This window comes from Marinobacter sp. L-46 (genome assembly GCF_056859535.1).
Genome location: NZ_JBSXOP010000061.1, coordinates 1 through 18,466 on the forward strand (window position 1 = coordinate 1; position 18,466 = coordinate 18,466).

The window sequence follows — 18,466 nt, forward strand, 5'->3', positions numbered from 1 at the left end:
ATTGAATTCTCTGGAGATGCGGTTGAAGCTGGCCCCGCCTTCGAGGTAAAGCTTCACCATCTTTAATTTGAATGCTTCACTATGTGTTCTTGTCATGTGACTCCCCAAAAGTCGGTGTCCAACTTTCGGGGGTCACTTCACTAGAGGGGTCAGTCCACGTAGGGACAGACCCCTAGTCTTACATTGAACTTGGTGCCTGGAGGGGTCAGTCCACGTAGGGACAGACCCCTAGTCCCCTAATCGACTCCGATTGGGGGGAACGTGGTAGAATTGGCGCCTTCATTTGCTTTGTTCTCCGGATGTTCATGACCTCTCAACAGCCCGCCCCCGTTTTGTCTCGCCGGTTTTCGGTTGCGCCGATGATGGATTGGACTACGCCGCATTTTCGGTACCTGGCGCGTATTCTTAGCCGCAGGGCTTTGTTGTATACCGAGATGGTGACGACCGGGGCGTTGATTCACGGCGATACGGCGCGGTTTCTGCGGCATGATCCGTCGGAATTTCCGCTGGCGTTGCAGTTGGGCGGTAGCGATGCCGGGGAGCTGGCGCAGTGTGCGAAGCTGGCGCAGGCGTTCGGGTTTGATGAGGTGAACCTGAACGTGGGCTGCCCGAGCGACCGGGTGCAGAACAACATGATTGGCGCCTGCCTGATGGGCCACCCGGATAAAGTTGCGGAAGGCGTGGCGGCGATGATCGAGGCCGCGGATTTGCCGGTTACGGTGAAGCACCGCATTGGCATCAATGGCCGGGAGTCCTGGGACGAGCTGTGCGAGTTTATCGAGACGGTGGCTGCCGCTGGCTGCAAGACCTTTATTGTGCATGCCCGAATTGCCATTCTTGAGGGCCTGAGCCCGAAGGAAAACCGCGATATTCCGCCACTGAAGTACGACTGGGTGTACCGCCTGAAGCAGGCCTATCCGCACCTGGAAATCATCATCAACGGCGGCATCAAAACCTTCGAGGAATGCCACGAGCACCTGGCCCATACCGACGGCGTGATGCTGGGGCGAGAGGCCTACCACAATCCCTGGTTGCTGGCCGAGGTAGACACTGAACTATTTGGCGAGCCACCGGCCGTTACCAGCCGCCACGAGGCGCTGCGGGCGATGTTTCCGTTTATTCAGCAGGAGCTGGACCGGGGCGTGTACCTTACCCACATTACCCGCCACATTATGGGCCTGTTCCTGGGCCAGCCGGGCGGGCGGCAGTTCCGCCGGCACCTGAGTGAGAACGCCAACAAGCCAGGTTCCGGGCTGGAAGTTATCGAACAGGCCCTGGCCAAGGTACGCGAGCCGCAACCGATAGCGGAAAGCTGATAACAGGCATACCATTTGTTGTCTTGTTCCTGTTGTAACCTGCCGTTATTGTAAGGGTCAACAAAGCATTCGGGAGCTGGATGCTGCACCAAAACCGAACAACCGGGACGACAGGACGAATGACCAGCAAGCTAGACCAACTGAAAAACATGACCACCGTGGTAGCCGACACCGGCGATATCGACGCCATTGCCCAATGGCGGCCGGAAGATGCCACCACCAACCCTTCCCTGCTGCTGAAGGCCGCAGCGTCTGACGCCTATCGCCCCATGCTGGATAAAGCCGTGGCCATTGCCGCGAAACACGGCGGTTCCTCGGCAGACCAGCTCTCGGTGGCTACCGATATGCTGGCTGTTCTGGCCGGCAAGGAAATCCTGAACCTGATTCCCGGCGTGGTATCCACCGAGGTAGACGCCCGCCTGTCGTTCGACACTGCCGCCACCCTGCAGAAGGCCCGTGGCCTGATTGAGCTGTATGACCAGCAAGGCGTAGACACCAGCCGGGTGCTGATCAAGGTTGCCTCCACCTGGGAAGGTATCCGTGCGGCCGAGCAGCTGGAAAAGGAAGGCATTCGCTGCAACCTGACTTTGCTGTTCTCGTTTGTGCAGGCGGTTGCCTGTGCCCAGGCCGGCGCGCACCTGATTTCACCATTTGTGGGCCGCATCCTGGACTGGCACCTGGCCAGTTCCGGCCGCGACAGCTATCCGGCGGCGGAAGACCCCGGCGTGCAGTCGGTTACCCGCATCTATAATTACTACAAGGCCCATGGTTTCAACACCGTGGTGATGGGCGCCAGCTTCCGCAATACCGGCGAGATTGAAATGCTGGCCGGCTGCGACCGGCTGACCATCAGCCCTGCCCTGCTGCAGGAACTGAAAGAAGACCAGGGCGAACTCAGCCGCAAGCTGAGCCCGGATTCCGCCACAGTCTCCGAGAAGATGGGCTGGGTAGACGAAAAGCTGTTCCGCTGGGAATCCAATGAAGACGCCATGGCCACCGAGAAACTGGCCGACGGCATCCGCCGCTTTGCGGCCGACCAGATTGAGCTTGAGAACCGGGTGCGCCAGCTGGCTTCCCGGGCCGCGTAATTTTAAGGACGAGGACGTTCCATGCTAGCCATTCTTCACCCCAATACGGCGCTGGACAGCGATGCCTATCGCCAGACCATGCATTACCTGGAAAACCTGCCTGGCGTGAGCATTCGCGTTCACGAGATTCAGGGCGCCAGCCAGCGGCTGACCGAGGTTTACCTGCTGGGCGATACCAAGACCCTGGACAAGGAAGAGATCGAAGCGCTGCCGGCGGTTGAGCGGGCCATTCGCATTTCCGATGACTACCGGATTCTGGGCCGCCATAAAGATGACAATCGCCAGAGCGGTTTCACCTACAACGGCGTGGAGTTCAGCCAGAACAACCTGAATATCTTTGCCGGCCTGTGCGCGGTGGATGTACCCGAGCACGTTGAGCAGATGATGCAGGCGCTGGAAGACGCCGGCGAAGTTTGCACCCGCATGGGCGCCTACAAGCCCCGCACCAACCCCTATTCCTTCCAGGGCCACGGTAAGGGCTGCCTGCCCTGGGTGTTCGAGAAGGCGGGCAAGCATGGCATCAAGGTGGTGGCCATGGAGATTACCCACGAAAGCCACATCGAAGAAATCGATACTTGCCTGGAGAAGCTGGGCCGTCCTACCGGCGTGATGCTGCAGGTGGGCACCCGCAACACCCAGAACTTCGAGCTGCTGAAAGCCATTGGCCGCCAGACCACCTACCCGGTGCTGCTGAAGCGTGGCTTTGGTATCACCCTGAACGAATCCCTGAACGCGGCGGAATACCTGGCCAGCGAAGGCAACGCCAATGTGATTTTCTGCCTGCGCGGCATGAAAACCGAGGCCGGCCAGCCGCACCGCAACATGGTGGACTTCGCCCACGTGCCGGCGGTAAAACGCCTGACCCGCATGCCGGTGTGTGTAGACCCGTCCCACTCGGTGGGCAGCCGTGACCGCGCTCCGGACGGCATCCTGGATGTGATGCACGCCACCGCCCAGGGCGTGATTGCCGGTGCCAACATGGTGCTGGTGGACTTCCACCCGAAACCGGAGAAAGCACTGGTAGACGGCCCCCAGGCCCTGCTGATGAACGAACTGCCGGCTTACCTGGAAGATATCCGCCTGTGCCACGACACCTGGAAGAAGCGCCAGGCTATCTATCAACGTCTCAAGGACAGTACCGCAGAATGATCGTTTATGGTCACCGAGGGGCCAAGGGTGAGGCCCCCGAAAATACCCTGCCAGGTTTTGTACATGCATACCGGCAGGGCATCCGGTATTTCGAGCTCGACCTTGTACTCTCGAAAGACGGCATCCCCGTGCTGGTGCACGACCTGACGGTAGACCGCACCACCGGCAGAAAAGGCAACGTCGGCAACTACACGGCTGCCGAACTGGAGGATATGGACGCCCGGCGCAACACCAGCGCCTGGCCTCGTAAAACCGGCATTCCGGCACTGGAAACCCTGCTGGATCAGTTTGACGACCTGGAACACATGCAGCTGGAGGTAAAGAAAGACAGCCGTTCGCGCCTGAACATTCTGTGCAACCGGCTAACCGAGGTTATCCAACGCCGTAACCTGTACCAGACCTGCGCGGTCACCTCCACAGACCCGTGGTTCTTGCGGGAAATCCGCCGGAGAAACCGCAATATCCGCATCGGCCTGGTGGCGGAGCGCAAGTTTCCCAAGCCCCTGAACCTGGCCACCCGGCTGGGTTGCGAGTATTTCTGCGTTAACTGGAAAATCCTGAACAAGGGGATGGTGGACACCGCCCACAAGCGTGGCATGCATGTGTCTACCTGGACGGTAAACCGTATTCACGACATGCTGAAGCTGGAAGAAATGGGCGTGGACAGCATTATTTCTGACTATCCCACCAGTACTAAAATGTTCTTCGATAACCGGGCCAAGGCGGTACTGAGCCTGCCGGCAAGGGAAAGCAGCCCGGAACCTGCCTGAGGCAGGCCCGGGCACCACGGCCTGGTCAGAAGATTCTGTTCAGGCCGTTCAGTGCAGCTACCCGGTAGGCTTCCGCCATGGTCGGGTAGTTGAAGGTGGTGTTGATGAAGTAGTTCAGGGAATTCGCTTCCCCTTCCTGGTTCATGATGGCCTGGCCGATGTGTACGATCTCGGCTGCCTGGTCACCAAAGCAGTGAATGCCCAGGATTTCACGGGTTTCACGGTGGAACAGGATCTTCAGCATGCCGACCGCTTCACCGGTAATCTGCGCCCGGGCGAGGTCTTTGAAGAAGGCCTGGCCTACGTCGTAGGGCACCTTGGCTTCGGTCAGCTCCCGCTCGGTTTTACCCACTGAACTGATTTCCGGAATGGTGTAGATGCCGGTGGGCACATCGTTCACAAAGCGGAAATACTCGTCCTGGGTAATATCGGAAGAGGCCGCACGGCCCTGGTCGTAGGCAGCACTGGCCAGGCTTGGCCAACCGATTACATCACCTGCGGCGTAGATATGCTCTACCTCGGTGCGGTAGTGGTCATCCACTGCCAGCTGGCCGCGGCCATTCGGCACCAGGCCGACATTTTCCAGGCCCAGGTTCTCGGTGTTACCACTACGGCCGTTACACCACAGGAAGGCATCGGCACGGATTTTCTTGCCGGACTGCAGTGACAGCACCACACCGTGATCGTCGCCTTTGACGGACTCATACTGTTCGTTATGGCGAACCAGCACGCCGTTGTTGCGCAGGTGATAACTCAGCGCATCGGAGATTTCGTCATCCAGGAACGACAGCAGCCGGTCACCGGGGTTGATCAGGTCAACCTTCACACCCAGCCCGGCAAAAATAGACGCGTATTCTGAACCGATAACGCCGGCACCGTAGATAATCAGGGTGCGCGGGGTATGGGACAGGTTCAGGATGGAGTCTGAGTTGTAGATCCGGTGATGGCGGAAGTCTACATCGGGCGGCAGGTACGGGCGGGAGCCAGTGGCAATGATCGCCTGTTTGAAGTGGATGGTTTCCACCGATTTGTTGCCACGGATTTCCAGCCGGTGCGTGTCAACAAACGAAGCACGGCCGTTGATCAGGTCTACCCGGTTGCGGGAGTAGAACTGGGTGCGCAGCTTTACCTGCTTGCCAATGACCTTCTGGGCGTTCTGCAGCACACGGGGGAACGAGAACCAGCGCGGCTCGCCGATGTCCCGGAACATCTGGTTGGTGTTGAAGGTGATGATCTGCTTGACCGAGTGCCGCAGCGCCTTCGACGGGATGGTGCCCCAGTGGGTGCAGTTACCGCCAACGGTGGGCTTGTCTTCAATGATGGCGACGCGCTTGTTGTGCTTGGCCGCGTTCATCGCCGCCCCTTCCCCGGAAGGGCCGGCGCCGATCACGACTACGTCGTAATGATGCTCTGCCATGTGCGCAGTGACTCCTTATCTACGTCTTGAGTGCGTAGCTGTCGTTATAGTGATTGTAGGTGACCCGTTGCGGTTACTTGTCGGCTTTGCTGGCGTCGTAGGCCAGGTCTTCCATTTTTGCCGGCTCGTCGGAGCCACTCCGGCTCTCTTCACACTTCTGGGTGTTACCACCGCAAATATCGCAGGAAGCACTGATACCCAAGGCACCAATACCACCACAGGTTCCGCTGATCGGCTTGCGACCGAAAATAACGCCGATCGACATGCCGGCAACCAGCAGTACCACAATAAACAGAACTAAAAGAAAGGTACCCATTACTGCCCTCCTTTACTGGACAACGTAAGACGAGAATGCCGGTGTCTGATGGGTTTCAAAACCGTTGTCTCCCCTTACGATAAAGTATGCGGGAATGTTTTCCCGGGTCGCCAGGCTCGCTGCCCGTTCATAACCCATCACGTTGAATGCAGTCGCCAGTGCGTCGGCTGTCATACAATCATCCGCCAGTACGGTTACCGATGCCAGTTTGTGGCTTATCGGTTTACCGGTATCAGGGTTAATTGTATGGGAATAGCGCTGCCCTTGTGATTCGTAATAGTTACGATAGTCGCCGGAGGTTGCCATGGCCTGCCCGCTGAGCGCGACAACCTTGTTTACCTGCCGGGCATCCTCTGTGGGCTCTTCTACGGCTAACCGCCAGGCGTCGCCACCAGGCTTGCGGCCAAGGGTACGGACCTCGCCACCGATCTCCACCAGGTAAGCCTGTACCCCTTCGCTGTCGAGGTAACGGGCCACCACATCCACACCATAGCCCTTGGCAATGCCGGACAGGTCAATGTACTGGGGCTGCTGGCTGCGGATTGCCTGGCGCTGCTCATCCAGCTCCAGCTTTTCCCAGCCGGTGGCCGCCATCCGTACTGCCAGTTCTTGCTCTGAAGGCGCCTTTTCCAGCCGTGCTTCCGGCCCGAAGCCCCACAGGTTCACAACGGGGCCGATGGTGACATCGAAGGCGCCGTCGGTCATGGCCGATATTTCCTGGGCGCGCTGTATCACCTCAAACAGTGCCGGCGACAGCTCTGTCCACTGGCTTTGGTCTTTCTTGCTGTTGAGTCGCGACAGCTCGGAGTCCTTCTTCCAGGTAGACATGGCACCGTCCACTTCGTTCAGGGTTTGTTCAATGCCCTGCGCCAGAGTTTGCAGGCGGGCTTCGTCTTCGGGCAATACCACGTTGATATGATAGGTGGTGCCAAAAATGCCGCCGGAGATCTCCCAGATTTTTTCCTCGTCCTGAAACGAGCAACCCGCCAGGGCAGCCATAACCAGCGCCCAGAAAACGCTGATTATAACCACCCTGGCGGGCTTCATCTTGCCGGATGTCATTTGAGTGAATTAACCCCCGAAATCATCCAGCATGATGTTTTCGTCTTCTACACCAAGGTCTTTCAACATCTTGATGACAGACGCGTTCATGATTGGGGGCCCGCACATGTAGAACTCACAGTCTTCCGGAGCCGGGTGGTCCTTCAGATAGTTTTCGTACAACACGTTATGGATAAAGCCGGTCGGGCCTTCCCAGTTATCGCTCGGCAGCGCGTCAGACAACGCCACGTGCCACTCGAAGTTTTCGTTCTCGCGGGCCAGCATGTCGAAATCTTCTACGTAGAACATTTCGCGCACACTACGGGCACCGTACCAGAAGCTGATCTTGCGCTTGGAGTTCAGGCGCTTCAGCTGGTCGAAGATGTGGGAGCGCATCGGCGCCATACCCGCACCACCACCGATGAACACCATCTCCGCATCGGTATCCTTGGCGAAGAACTCACCAAACGGTCCCATTACGGTTACCTTGTCACCCGGCTTCAGGTTGAAGACGAAGGTAGACATGATGCCCGGCGGATGATCAGTGCCAGGAGGCGGCGTAGCGATACGGATGTTGAACTTGAGAAGACCTTTCTCTTCCGGGTAGTTCGCCATGGAATAGGCCCGGATGGTCTCTTCCTTGTTCACGCCCTTGTAGCGCCAGATGTCGTGCTTGTCCCAGTCTTCGTGGAACTCTTCCTCGATATCGAAATCCTTGAAGTTGATTTCGTACGGGGGGCACTCCAGCTGCACGTAACCGCCAGCGCGGAAGTCGACTTCCTCGCCTTCCGGCAGCTTCAGTACCAGTTCCTTGATGAAGGTAGCCACGTTGTGGTTGGAGATAACCTCGCATTCCCACTTCTTCACGCCGAAGAACTCTTCCGGTACTTCGATCTTCATGTCCTGCTTTACAGGAACTTGGCAGGACAAGCGCCAGCCTTCTTTCTCTTCACGGTTGGTGAAGTGGGTCTTTTCGGTAGGCAGCATGGCGCCACCGCCGTCCAGAACCTTACATTTACACTGGGCACAGGTACCACCGCCACCACAGGCGGAAGACAGGTAGATACCACTGTTGGCCAGGGTACCCAGCAGCTTGCCACCGGCACTGGTTTTTACCGTGTGCTCGGGGTCGTCGTTGATCTCAATAGTCACATCACCGGTGCTTACCAGCCTGGAGCGGGCCGCGAGGATAATCGCCACAAGCGCCAGAACGATAACGGTGAACATGACCACGCCGAGAATAATTTCTGTATTCATGGTCTCGCCTTTTCGTTAAACCGAATCACCGGGTGAATTACAGGGAGATGCCGGAGAACGACATGAAACCCAGAGACATCAGACCCACAGTAATGAAGGTGATGCCAAGGCCACGCAGTCCGTTCGGGACATCGCTGTACTTGAGCTTTTCACGGATACCTGCCAGGGCGATGATGGCCAGGGCCCAGCCAACACCGGCGCCAAAGCCGTACACCACACTCTCGCCAAAGGTGTAGTCACGCTCAACCATGAACAGTGACGCACCCATGATGGCGCAGTTAACCGTGATCAGCGGCAGAAACACACCCAGGGCGGAATAAAGAGCCGGGATGTATTTATCCAGCACCATTTCCATGATCTGTACGATCGCGGCAATAACTCCGATGTATGTCAGCAGGCCCAGGAAGCTCAGGTCTACGTTCGGCAGACCGGCCCATTCCAGGGCGCCTTCCCGCAGGATGCCGTTATACAGCAGGTTGTTCACCGGTACGGTGACGGTCAGCACGACCACCACGGCAATGCCAAGACCGGTGGCCGCTTCGATCTTCTTGGAGATCGCCAGGAACGTACACATCCCCAGGAAGAAGGCCAGCGCCATGTTTTCAACGAAGATCGCCTTCATCAAGAGGCTCAGATAATGTTCCATCAGAAGGCCTCCTTAACGGTATGGCGGGACATTTTGTAGTCCGCCTCTTCAACCTGCTCCGGCTTCCAGGTCCGCAGACCCCAGATCGCCAGGCCGATAATAAAGAACGCACTCGGCGGCAGCAGCAACAAGCCGTTAGGAATGTACCAGCCACCTTCGTTCACCACCGGCATCAGGGAGACACCGAACAGTGAGCCGGCGCCCAGCAATTCACGGAAGAAGGCAACGAAGATCAGGAGTACCGAGTAGCCCAGACCGTTACCAACGCCGTCCAGGAAGCTCAGCCAGGGGCCGTTCTTCATGGCAAAGCCTTCCGCGCGGCCCATAACGATGCAGTTGGTGATAATCAGACCAACGAACACTGAGAGCTGCTTGGAAATCTCGTAGGCATAGGCCTTGAGCACCTGGTCAACCACGATTACCAGGGAGGCGATAATGGTCATCTGCACGATGATCCGGATACTGCCCGGAATCTGGGTGCGTACCAGGGACACGGCCAGGTTGGAAAATGCGGTAACGGCAATAACCGCCGCGCACATAACAAGTGTAACGTTCATGCTGGTGGTAACCGCCAGCGCTGAACAGATGCCCAGGATCTGCAGGGCAATCGGGTTATTGCTGAAGATCGGTTCGAAGAGAACCTGTTTGGCTGATGCATCTGCCATGATCAGACCTCCCCTTCACGAAGTTTTTGCAGGAACGGCGCGTATCCGCGGTCGCCCATCCAGTAGTTAACCAGTTGCTCAACGCCGCGACTGGTCAACGTTGCCCCGGACAGAGCATCCACTTTATGCTGCCTTTTTTTTGCATCAACGTTTACGCCACCTTTAACCAGTTTGATCTGCGGTTCAGTGCGATCACCATCATAAACTTTCTTCCCCACCCACTGCGACTTCCAGCGTGGATTGTCTACCTCCCCACCGAGGCCCGGAGTTTCGGCGTGGGAGTAAAAGCCAAGCCCTTCAATGGTGTTCAAATCACCTTCCAGCGAAATGAAGCCATACAATGTAGACCAGAGGCCATAACCATGAATTGGCAGTACCACACGCACTAGCTCTCCGTTCTCGCTCAGCGTATACACCCTGGCAACATTCGGCCGGCGCTTGATGCCAGCCTTGTCTTCCGAGGAAGGAATATCCGTAGACAACTGAGGGTCCGAGGCAGCCTTGTACATATCATATTTCATGGGCTCAGCAACACCAACGGCGGAAGGCTTTACAAATTTACCAGTATCCAAATCCACCAGGCGAACATCGAAACTCTCGAATTTCTGCAAAATCTGCTCTGCAGTATCGCCTTGATCCAGCATACCTGCGGCAGAGAGAATGTTCGTTGTCATATCAAGATGCTGATTCTTGACCTGGGCAGGTCTGAGCATGACCGCCGCGGTGGATACCACGACAGAGAACACGATACTCAGCACCAGCGCAACGATCAGCGTGCGGGAGACGGTTTCTTTAGCTTTAGCCACGAGCAAGCCTCCGTTTGATGTTGGCCTGAACCACGTAATGGTCCATCAATGGCGCGAACAGGTTTGCGAACAGGATGGCAAGCATGATGCCTTCCGGGAACGCCGGATTGATCACGCGGATCAGCACAGTCATCACGCCTACCAGAATACCGAAACACCAGCGACCCGTGTCAGTCATCGCGGCGGACACCGGATCCGTCGCCATGAACATCATGCCAAAGGCAAACCCGCCCATGACCAGATGCCAATGCGCCGGAACCGCGAACATCGGATTGGTCTCGGAACCTATGATGTTTAGCAGCAGCGACATGCCGATCATACCGATCAACACACCTCCGACGATGCGATAGGAGGCAATCTTCATCCCCAACAGGATCAGGCCACCAATCAGAATGGCCAGTGTCGAGGTCTCACCCATCGAGCCCTGAATGGTGCCCATGAAGGCGCTCATCCAGCCAATTTGAGCTTCCAGAGCTTCCAGACCACCACTGGCGGCCCAGCTCAGCGCCGTGGCGCCACTGAAGCCGTCAACGGCAGTCCATACGGTGTCGCCGGAGATCTGCGCCGGGTACGCGAAGTACAGGAACGCACGGCCGGTCAGTGCCGGGTTCAGGAAGTTTTTGCCGGTACCACCGAACACTTCCTTACCGATTACCACACCGAAGGTGATACCCAGGGCCACCTGCCACAGCGGGATGGTGGGCGGGCAGATGAGTGCGAACAGTACGGAGGTCACAAAGAAGCCTTCGTTCACTTCGTGCTTGCGCACGGTGGCAAACAGGACTTCCCAGAAACCACCCACAATGAAGGTAACCGCGTAGATGGGCACGAAATACGCCAGGCCATAGACGAAGTTATCCCAAAGGCCGGCTCCGGCTCCGGTTGCCGCCAGGGCGGTAATGAAGGCTTCACGCAGGCCGCCGTCGGCAATCTGCGCGCCGGCGTTTTCCGCCAGGAAGCTGTTGGCCTGGAAACCGATGTTCCACATACCGAAGAACATGGCCGGGAAGGTACACAGCCACACAGTGATCATGATGCGCTTGAGGTCTACGCCATCACGCACATGGGAGGTGGTCTTGGTTACGCTCGCAGGCGAGTAGAAAATTGTATCAACGGCTTCGTACAGGGCGTACCAGCGCTCGTACTTGCCGCCTTTTTCAAAGTGATGCTCGATTCCATCGAGAAACTGTCGGATTGCCATCGTATTAGCCCTCGATCTCGATTCGGGTCAGGTTCTCGCGGAGAATCGGACCGTATTCATATTTGCCGGGGCACACGAAGGTGCACAGCGCCAGATCTTCTTCATCCAGCTCCAGGACACCCAGTTTCTGTGCCATTTCGGTATCGCCCACAATCAGTGCGCGCAGCAGCTGGGTTGGCAGGATATCCAGCGGCATAACCTGTTCATACGCACCTACCGGCACCATGGCTCGCTCACTGCCATTGGTGGTGGTGGTAAAGTTGAACAGCTTGCCCGGGTTAAGCTTGGACAGATAGATATTCAGCACCGAGAACTTGTTGGGGCCCGGAGACAGCCAACCCATGAACTCACGCTTGCTCTGCTCTTCCAGCACGCTTACCTGGTTGGCAAAGCGGCCTAGGTAGGCGCAGGGGCCTTCGCCGCGACGGCCACCAAACACAGAACCGGAAATAGCACGAACCTGGCAGTCGGTCGCCGTTTCGCCATCCAGCAACTCCTGCAGGCTGGCACCCAGACGGGTACGAACCAGGCGGGGCTTGGAGGCTTTCGGGCCAGCAATCGCCACAATGCGCTCTACCGGCACTTCACCGGTTTCGAACAGCTTGGCGATGTCGATGACGTCCTGGTAGTTGATGGACCAGACAGTCTTGCTGGCAGATACCGGATCCAGGTGATGGATATGGGTACCTACGTTGCCGGCCGGGTGCACACCGTCAAACTGGTGCACTTCGATATTGTCGGCCTTGGGCACAGAAACATTGGCGCCGGGCTTGCCGGTTACGAAGACCTTGCCGTTGGTCAGGCGGGAAATAATGGTCAGGCCTTTTTCAAAAGCCTTGCTGTTCTCGCCGATGATAACGGTGGGGTCTGCCGCCAGGGGGTTGGTGTCCATCACAGACACGAAAATGGAATTCGGTGCGGAATCGATTTCCGGAACCTTGCTGTAGGGCCGCGTGCGGAAAGCTGTCCACAGGCCGGACTCTACCAGGTTGTCGACCACCTGCTGGCGTTCCAGGCCGGCAAGGTCCGAATCGTTGTAACGGGCATAGGTTTCCGCATCGTTGCCATCGATTTCGATAACAACAGACTGGAATACACGACGCTCACCGCGATTGATTTCTTTCACCACGCCTGCGGCTGGTGAAGTATAACGAACGCCCTCGGTCTTCTTGTCCGTGAACAGCAGCGTACCGCGCTTGACACGGTCTCCCTCTTTCACAGCCATGGTCGGCTTCATGCCGTGATAGTCAAAACCGATCAATGCCACGTGGCGAATCGGCTTGCCATCTGTAATGGTCTGTTCGGGAGCGCCGCTGATGGGAAGATCCAGGCCTTTTTTGATCTTGATCATTAGCCTCGTCCAATCATCAGAAACTGTTTCTGTGGATTATTAACGCCCGGCCCCCTGCGGCCCAGGAAGGTTGAGAAACGGGGTGCCAGACATACCCAAAATCGCGCCAATTATAGAGATTAAGGAAACCTATTTCCACCGGTAACCAAAATGGTTTTAGCGGTCCCTTAAAGCAGGAAAGCCCCGGTAACTTACGCTACCGGGGCCGGCCCGATCACTTCTCGAGGAAGCGGCCTACGACTTTAGTCGCGGGTGCGCTTCGGAAAGATCGGGTAGGTTACGCCGGCCATCTGGTTAACGCAGCGGATAACCTGGGCGCTGTAACCGAACTCGTTGTCGTACCATACGTACAGGATCAGGCGCTTGCCGTTGGCAATGGTGGCCTGGGCATCCACAACACCGGCGTGGCGGGAGCCTACGAAGTCGGTAGACACCACTTCCGGAGAGTTCACGAAGTCGATCTGCTTCTGCAACTCAGAGTGCAGGGCCATGTCGCGCAGGTAGTCGTTAACCTTATCCACTTCAACGTCTGACTTCAGGTTCAGGTTCAGGATCGCCATAGACACGTTCGGAGTCGGAACGCGGATAGCGTTACCGCTCAGCTTGCCTTTCAGCTCCGGCAGGGCCTTGGCAACAGCCTTGGCAGCACCGGTTTCGGTGATAACCATGTTCAGGGCCGCACTGCGACCACGACGGCTACCCTTGTGGTAGTTATCGATCAGGTTCTGGTCGTTGGTGTAGGAGTGAACGGTTTCAACGTGGCCGTCTTCAATGCCGTATTCGTCGTTGATGGCCTTCAGTACCGGGGTAATGGCGTTGGTGGTACAGGAGGCGGCAGACAGGATCTTGTCTTCGTCGGTGATCCAGTCGTTGTTGATGCCGTAAACGATGTTCTTGATGTCGCCCTTGCCCGGCGCGGTCAGGATGACGCGGCTGACACCCTTGGATTTCAAGTGCAGGCCCAGGCCTTCTTCGTCGCGCCACTTACCGGTGTTGTCGATCACGATGGCGTTGTGGATGTCGTAGTCGGTGTAGTCCACCTTGTCCGGGCCATCGGAGTAGATCACCTTGATGAAGTTACCGTTGGCGATCAGCGCGGAGTTTTCTTCGTCTACGGTGATGGTGCCGTCGAACGGACCATGCACGGAATCACGGCGCAGCAGGCTGGCACGCTTTTCCAGGTCGTTTTCGGCGCCGCCCTGACGAACCACGATGGCGCGCAGGCGCAGATTGTTACCGCCACCGGCCTTCTCGATCAGGATGCGGGCCAGCAGACGGCCGATACGGCCAAAGCCGTAAAGGACAACGTCTTTGGTTTCGTTTTTGGAGTCTTCTTCGGACTGGCTGGCGTACTGGCCAACCACCGGGCCGATTTCGCGCTTCAGGAATTCGGCGAGGTCGCCACCTTCTTCCTTGAATTTAACGGCCAGCTTGCCGATATCCACGTGGGCACGGCCCAGTTCCAGCTTGTCCATTTCCTGCAGGATAGGCAGGGTGTCGTGAACAGACAGCTCGCTGTGCTCAACCTGGCGAACAAAGCGGTGGGCACGGATGATGTCGATCACAGACTGGTTGATGATCGCGCGGCCGTAAACAGACGTAACAACGTTGTTCTTGCGGTACAGGCGGCCGATCAGCGGGATCATGGCTTCCGCAGTGGACTCTCTCTCTGTCCAGTTGGACAGGTGCTGGTTGATCTGCTCGTGACTCACGGTTGGGACCTCGTTTAGCACAGGGAATAATTTGAGGCGCGTATTATCCAACTTAACGGCGCCTACGGCAAATAGGTTTCTGCCCGACCTTCGTCGCCCGGCCATGACACTGTCACCCCCGAACGCTAGAATAGCGGCCGCTTTCGCTTCCGATGCGCCAAACCAGGAGATTTGCCTGCCCATGCCCCAAGGTTCCGCCCACTCCTTTACTGCCACTGCCCTTATTGCGCCCGTGGCGCCGGAAAAACCGTCAGACCACCGAAAGTGGGGGCAGCTGGCCGGTTGCAGCGACGCCCTGGCCATCTGCGAAAGCGCGAGGGACCACAAAGGGCTGACACTGGTAATCACCCGAAGCACCGATGACGCCATCCGGCTGGAACAGGCCATCCGGTTCTTCCTGAACCTGCCACCGGAAGAAGACGGCGCCGCCATCACCGAAGACGGGCTGGAACTGCTGTCACTGCCAGACTGGGAAACCCTGCCCTACGATTTATTCTCGCCACACCAGGACATCACCTCCCGACGAATCCGCACCCTGCACCGCCTGCCTTCTACCCGGCATGGCATCCTGGTGGTACCGGCCCGCACCCTGATGCACCGGGTGGCGCCGCCCAGCTACCTGCAGGGCAACACCTTGCTGCTGGAGGTGGGCCAGAGCCTGAACATCGACAGCTGGCGCATGCAACTGGAAGCCGCCGGCTATCACCACGCCGAAAACGTGTACGAGCATGGTGAATACGCGGTACGTGGAGCGATCCTGGACATCTATCCCATGGGCTCCAACCTGCCCTACCGGATTGACCTGTTTGATGATGAAATCGAAACCCTGCGCACCTTCGATCCGGAAACCCAGCGCTCCATCGACCGTATAGAGCAGATCGAACTGCTGCCGGCCCATGAATTCCCCTGGCATAAGGATGCCCGCTCCGGCTTCCGCAACCGCTGGTTCGAGCATTTTCCGAGTGCCGATAAAGAGGCCCCGGTGTACCAGGATGTCAGCAACGGCATTACGCCGCCGGGCATCGAGTACTACCTGCCGCTGTTTTTTGACGAAACCGCCACCCTGTTCGATTACCTGCCGGCTTCTACCCTGGTGTTCACGGCCGACGGCCTGAACGATGCCGTTGCGGCGTTTGATGCCGAAACCCGGGCCCGGCACGAAGACCGCCGCCATGACCGCTTGCGGCCTATCCTGCCGCCCTCGGAGCTGTTCCTGCAGCAAGACGAGGTGTTTGGCCAGCTTAAACCCTACCCCCGGGTAACCTGCGCCCCGGATCCGGTTGAGGGTGCCGGCAGCGCCAACTGCCACGCCGAAGCCCTGCCGGACGTGGCCATGGACGGCCGGGCGGCGGACCCTGCCGGACGACTGAAACGGTTCATCAAGGAGTTTCCCGGCCGGGTACTGATCTGTGCCGAATCCTCCGGCCGGCGGGAAGCGCTGATCGAAAACCTGGGTGACCACAAACTGAAACTGGCCACCGTCAGCGGCTGGCAGGAGTTTCTGGAGAAATCCGACTCCACCCTGGCCATTACCATTGCCCCCATGGAACAGGGCATGGTGCTGCCGGAGCAAAACCTGGCGCTGATTACCGAAACTGCCCTGTTTGGCGAGCGGGTATTGCAGCGCCGGCGGCGCGAGAAGCCCACCGAGGTAGACGACCACGGTTACCGGGACCTGTCCGAACTGCGCATCGGCTCGCCGGTTGTACATATCGACCACGGGGTTGGCCGCTACAAAGGCCTGGAAACCATTACCGCCGGCGGCCAGGCCGATGAATTCCTTATGCTGGAATACGCCGGGAGCTCGAAACTGTACGTGCCGGTATCCAGCCTGCACCTGATTTCCCGCTACGCCGGCACCGACGAAGAACACGCCCCCCTGCACAAGCTGGGCACCGACCGCTGGAGCAATGCCAAGCAGAAGGCCCTGGAGAAAATCCGCGATACCGCCGCCGAGCTGCTTGATGTTTACGCCCGCCGCGAAGCCCGCAAGGGCTTCCAGTTCGAAGACCCGAAAGAAGCCTACCGGGCCTTTGCCGCCGGCTTTCCGTTCGAGGAAACACCAGACCAGCAGGTAGCGATTCAATCCGTGTTCGAAGACATGACCGGCGAGCGCCCCATGGATCGCCTGGTGTGTGGCGATGTCGGCTTCGGGAAAACCGAGGTCGCCATGCGTGCCGCTTTCCTGGCCACCTGGTCCGGCAAGCAGGTGGCGGTGCTGGTACCCACTACCCTGCTGGCGCAGCAACATTATGAGTCTTTCCGGGACCGGTTTTCTGACACCCCGGTGACCGTGGAGCTGCTCAGCCGTTTCCGCAGCGGCGCCCAGACCACCAAGGCCATTGCCGCCATTGAAGAAGGCAAGGCCGATATTGTCATCGGCACCCACAAGCTGCTGCAGGGCGATATCAAGTTCAAGAACCTGGGGCTGGTGATTATCGACGAGGAACACCGGTTCGGCGTTCAGCAGAAAGAAAAGCTGAAGTCCCTGAGGGCCGAGGTGGACATGCTTACCCTCACCGCCACGCCCATCCCCCGGACCCTGAACATGGCCATGGGCCATCTGCGGGACCTGTCGATTATCGCCACCCCGCCGGCCCGCCGGCTGTCGGTGAAAACCTTTGTGCGCCAGCGCGACGAATCCATGGTGAAAGAAGCTATTCTGCGGGAAATTCTGCGGGGTGGTCAGGTGTACTTCCTGCACAACGATGTCTCGACCATCGAGAAAACCGCTGAAGACCTGCGCCGGCTGATTCCCGAAGCCCGGGTAGGTGTGGCCCACGGCCAGATGCGCGAGCGCCAGCTGGAACAGATCATGTCGGACTTCTACCACAAGCGCTTCAACGTGCTGGTGTGTACCACCATTGTGGAAACCGGCATCGACATTCCCAGTGCCAACACCATTATTATCGAGCGGGCGGATAAATTCGGCCTGGCCCAGCTACACCAGCTGCGGGGCCGGGTTGGCCGCTCCCACCACCAGGCCTACGCCTACCTGCTGACGCCACCGCCCAAGAGCATTTCCACCGACGCCAAGAAGCGGCTGGATGCCATTTCCGAAGCCCAGGACCTGGGCGCCGGCTTCATGCTGGCCACCCACGACCTGGAGATCCGGGGCGCGGGCGAGCTGCTGGGCGAGGAACAGAGCGGGCAGATTGAAAGCATCGGCTTCACCCTGTACATGCAGCTGCTGGACGAAGCGGTAAAAGCCATCCGCGAGGGCCGCACACCCAATGCGGAGCTGCCCCTGAGTCATGGCACCGAGATGAACCTGCGCATTCCGGCGCTGATTCCGGATGACTACCTGCCGGATGTGCACAACCGGCTGATGCTGTACAAGCGCATCGCCAGTGTGCAGAACGAAGAAGAATTAAAAGAACTTCAGGTTGAGATGATTGACCGGTTCGGATTATTACCGGAGCCGGCAAAGAACCTGGTAAACCAGACCCGCCTGCGCCTGAAAGCAGACGCCCTGGGCATTGTAAAAGTGGACGCCGGCAAGGAATGGGTGCGCCTGGAGTTCGGCGCAAGCACGCCGGTGGACCCGCTGGTGCTGGTTAAAAAAGTGCAATCCGCACCGGACACCTACCGGCTGGAAGGGGCCAACAGCTTCCGCTTCCGGCTGAATGATGATTCAACCAGTGGTAAACTCGACGCCATCTCAGCCATGCTCATGGAACTCGGGCCGGAGCAGAGCAAGCCGGCGCCGGCAAAGAAAGCCTGAGCCAACC

Annotated in this window: 15 protein-coding genes; 5 read left to right on the top strand and 10 right to left on the bottom strand. The window is 58.2% G+C overall.

All coding sequences use genetic code 11. The annotated features are described in order from the left end of the window. The first annotated feature begins 299 nt into the window (after nt 1–299). The 4 genes from dusA to AC13DJ_RS09625 all read left to right on the top strand — a co-directional run bounded on the left by dusA (nt 300) and on the right by AC13DJ_RS09625 (nt 4,323). Nucleotides 300–1,316: a tRNA dihydrouridine(20/20a) synthase DusA gene (gene dusA / locus AC13DJ_RS09610; RefSeq protein ID WP_482933898.1), complete on the top strand. Its 1,017-nt coding sequence runs from the start codon at nt 300–302 to the stop codon at nt 1,314–1,316. Nucleotides 1,317–1,435: 119 nt separating this feature from the next. Continuing rightward, a complete protein-coding gene (tal, locus tag AC13DJ_RS09615) occupies nt 1,436–2,404 on the top strand; it encodes a transaldolase (RefSeq protein WP_289101113.1) in 969 nt (322 codons plus the stop codon). Between the two features lie 21 nt (nt 2,405–2,425). Then, nucleotides 2,426–3,553 (top strand): 3-deoxy-7-phosphoheptulonate synthase, encoded by a 1,128-nt coding sequence (locus AC13DJ_RS09620; RefSeq protein ID WP_289101115.1) that lies wholly within the window; start codon nt 2,426–2,428, stop codon nt 3,551–3,553. Next, a complete protein-coding gene (locus AC13DJ_RS09625) occupies nt 3,550–4,323 on the top strand; it encodes a glycerophosphodiester phosphodiesterase (RefSeq protein WP_288370407.1) in 774 nt (257 codons plus the stop codon). The genes AC13DJ_RS09620 and AC13DJ_RS09625 overlap by 4 nt, the downstream gene beginning before the upstream one ends. A gap of 25 nt (nt 4,324–4,348) precedes the next feature. Here AC13DJ_RS09625 and sthA read toward each other — a convergent pair whose 3' ends face one another. The 10 genes from sthA to AC13DJ_RS09675 all read right to left on the bottom strand — a co-directional run bounded on the left by sthA (nt 4,349) and on the right by AC13DJ_RS09675 (nt 14,735). After that, on the bottom strand, nt 4,349–5,740 hold the full coding sequence (gene sthA, locus AC13DJ_RS09630; protein ID WP_022988784.1) for a Si-specific NAD(P)(+) transhydrogenase: 1,392 nt from the start codon (nt 5,738–5,740) through the stop codon (nt 4,349–4,351). Nucleotides 5,741–5,813: 73 nt separating this feature from the next. Beyond that, nucleotides 5,814–6,056, bottom strand: coding sequence for a (Na+)-NQR maturation NqrM (nqrM, locus tag AC13DJ_RS09635; protein ID WP_094625596.1), 243 nt, complete (start codon nt 6,054–6,056; stop codon nt 5,814–5,816). A 12-nt stretch (nt 6,057–6,068) separates the two neighbouring features. Further along, nucleotides 6,069–7,118, bottom strand: coding sequence for an FAD:protein FMN transferase (locus tag AC13DJ_RS09640; protein ID WP_289101118.1), 1,050 nt, complete (start codon nt 7,116–7,118; stop codon nt 6,069–6,071). A gap of 9 nt (nt 7,119–7,127) precedes the next feature. Next, nucleotides 7,128–8,354, bottom strand: coding sequence for an NADH:ubiquinone reductase (Na(+)-transporting) subunit F (gene nqrF / locus AC13DJ_RS09645; RefSeq protein ID WP_289101119.1), 1,227 nt, complete (start codon nt 8,352–8,354; stop codon nt 7,128–7,130). A gap of 37 nt (nt 8,355–8,391) precedes the next feature. Next, nucleotides 8,392–9,000, bottom strand: coding sequence for an NADH:ubiquinone reductase (Na(+)-transporting) subunit E (gene nqrE / locus AC13DJ_RS09650; protein ID WP_022988780.1), 609 nt, complete (start codon nt 8,998–9,000; stop codon nt 8,392–8,394). Continuing rightward, nucleotides 9,000–9,665, bottom strand: coding sequence for an NADH:ubiquinone reductase (Na(+)-transporting) subunit D (locus AC13DJ_RS09655; protein ID WP_289101120.1), 666 nt, complete (start codon nt 9,663–9,665; stop codon nt 9,000–9,002). The genes nqrE and AC13DJ_RS09655 overlap by 1 nt, the downstream gene beginning before the upstream one ends. 2 nt (nt 9,666–9,667) lie before the next feature. Then, nucleotides 9,668–10,471 carry a Na(+)-translocating NADH-quinone reductase subunit C gene (locus AC13DJ_RS09660; RefSeq protein ID WP_053112423.1) on the bottom strand — a complete coding sequence of 268 codons (804 nt, stop codon included), beginning with the start codon at nt 10,469–10,471 and terminating at the stop codon, nt 9,668–9,670. Further along, nucleotides 10,464–11,672, bottom strand: coding sequence for an NADH:ubiquinone reductase (Na(+)-transporting) subunit B (locus tag AC13DJ_RS09665; RefSeq protein WP_199455815.1), 1,209 nt, complete (start codon nt 11,670–11,672; stop codon nt 10,464–10,466). The genes AC13DJ_RS09660 and AC13DJ_RS09665 overlap by 8 nt, the downstream gene beginning before the upstream one ends. Nucleotides 11,673–11,676: 4 nt before the next feature. Beyond that, nucleotides 11,677–13,023 (bottom strand): Na(+)-translocating NADH-quinone reductase subunit A, encoded by a 1,347-nt coding sequence (locus AC13DJ_RS09670; RefSeq protein ID WP_273131953.1) that lies wholly within the window; start codon nt 13,021–13,023, stop codon nt 11,677–11,679. Nucleotides 13,024–13,265: 242 nt separating this feature from the next. Beyond that, nucleotides 13,266–14,735 carry a glyceraldehyde-3-phosphate dehydrogenase gene (locus tag AC13DJ_RS09675; RefSeq protein WP_273131951.1) on the bottom strand — a complete coding sequence of 490 codons (1,470 nt, stop codon included), beginning with the start codon at nt 14,733–14,735 and terminating at the stop codon, nt 13,266–13,268. 181 nt (nt 14,736–14,916) lie between these two features. Between AC13DJ_RS09675 and mfd the strand changes: the two genes are divergently transcribed. Further along, complete coding sequence (mfd, locus tag AC13DJ_RS09680) at nt 14,917–18,459, top strand: transcription-repair coupling factor (RefSeq protein WP_482933899.1); 3,543 nt, start codon at nt 14,917–14,919, stop codon at nt 18,457–18,459. Nucleotides 18,460–18,466 lie beyond the last annotated feature (7 nt).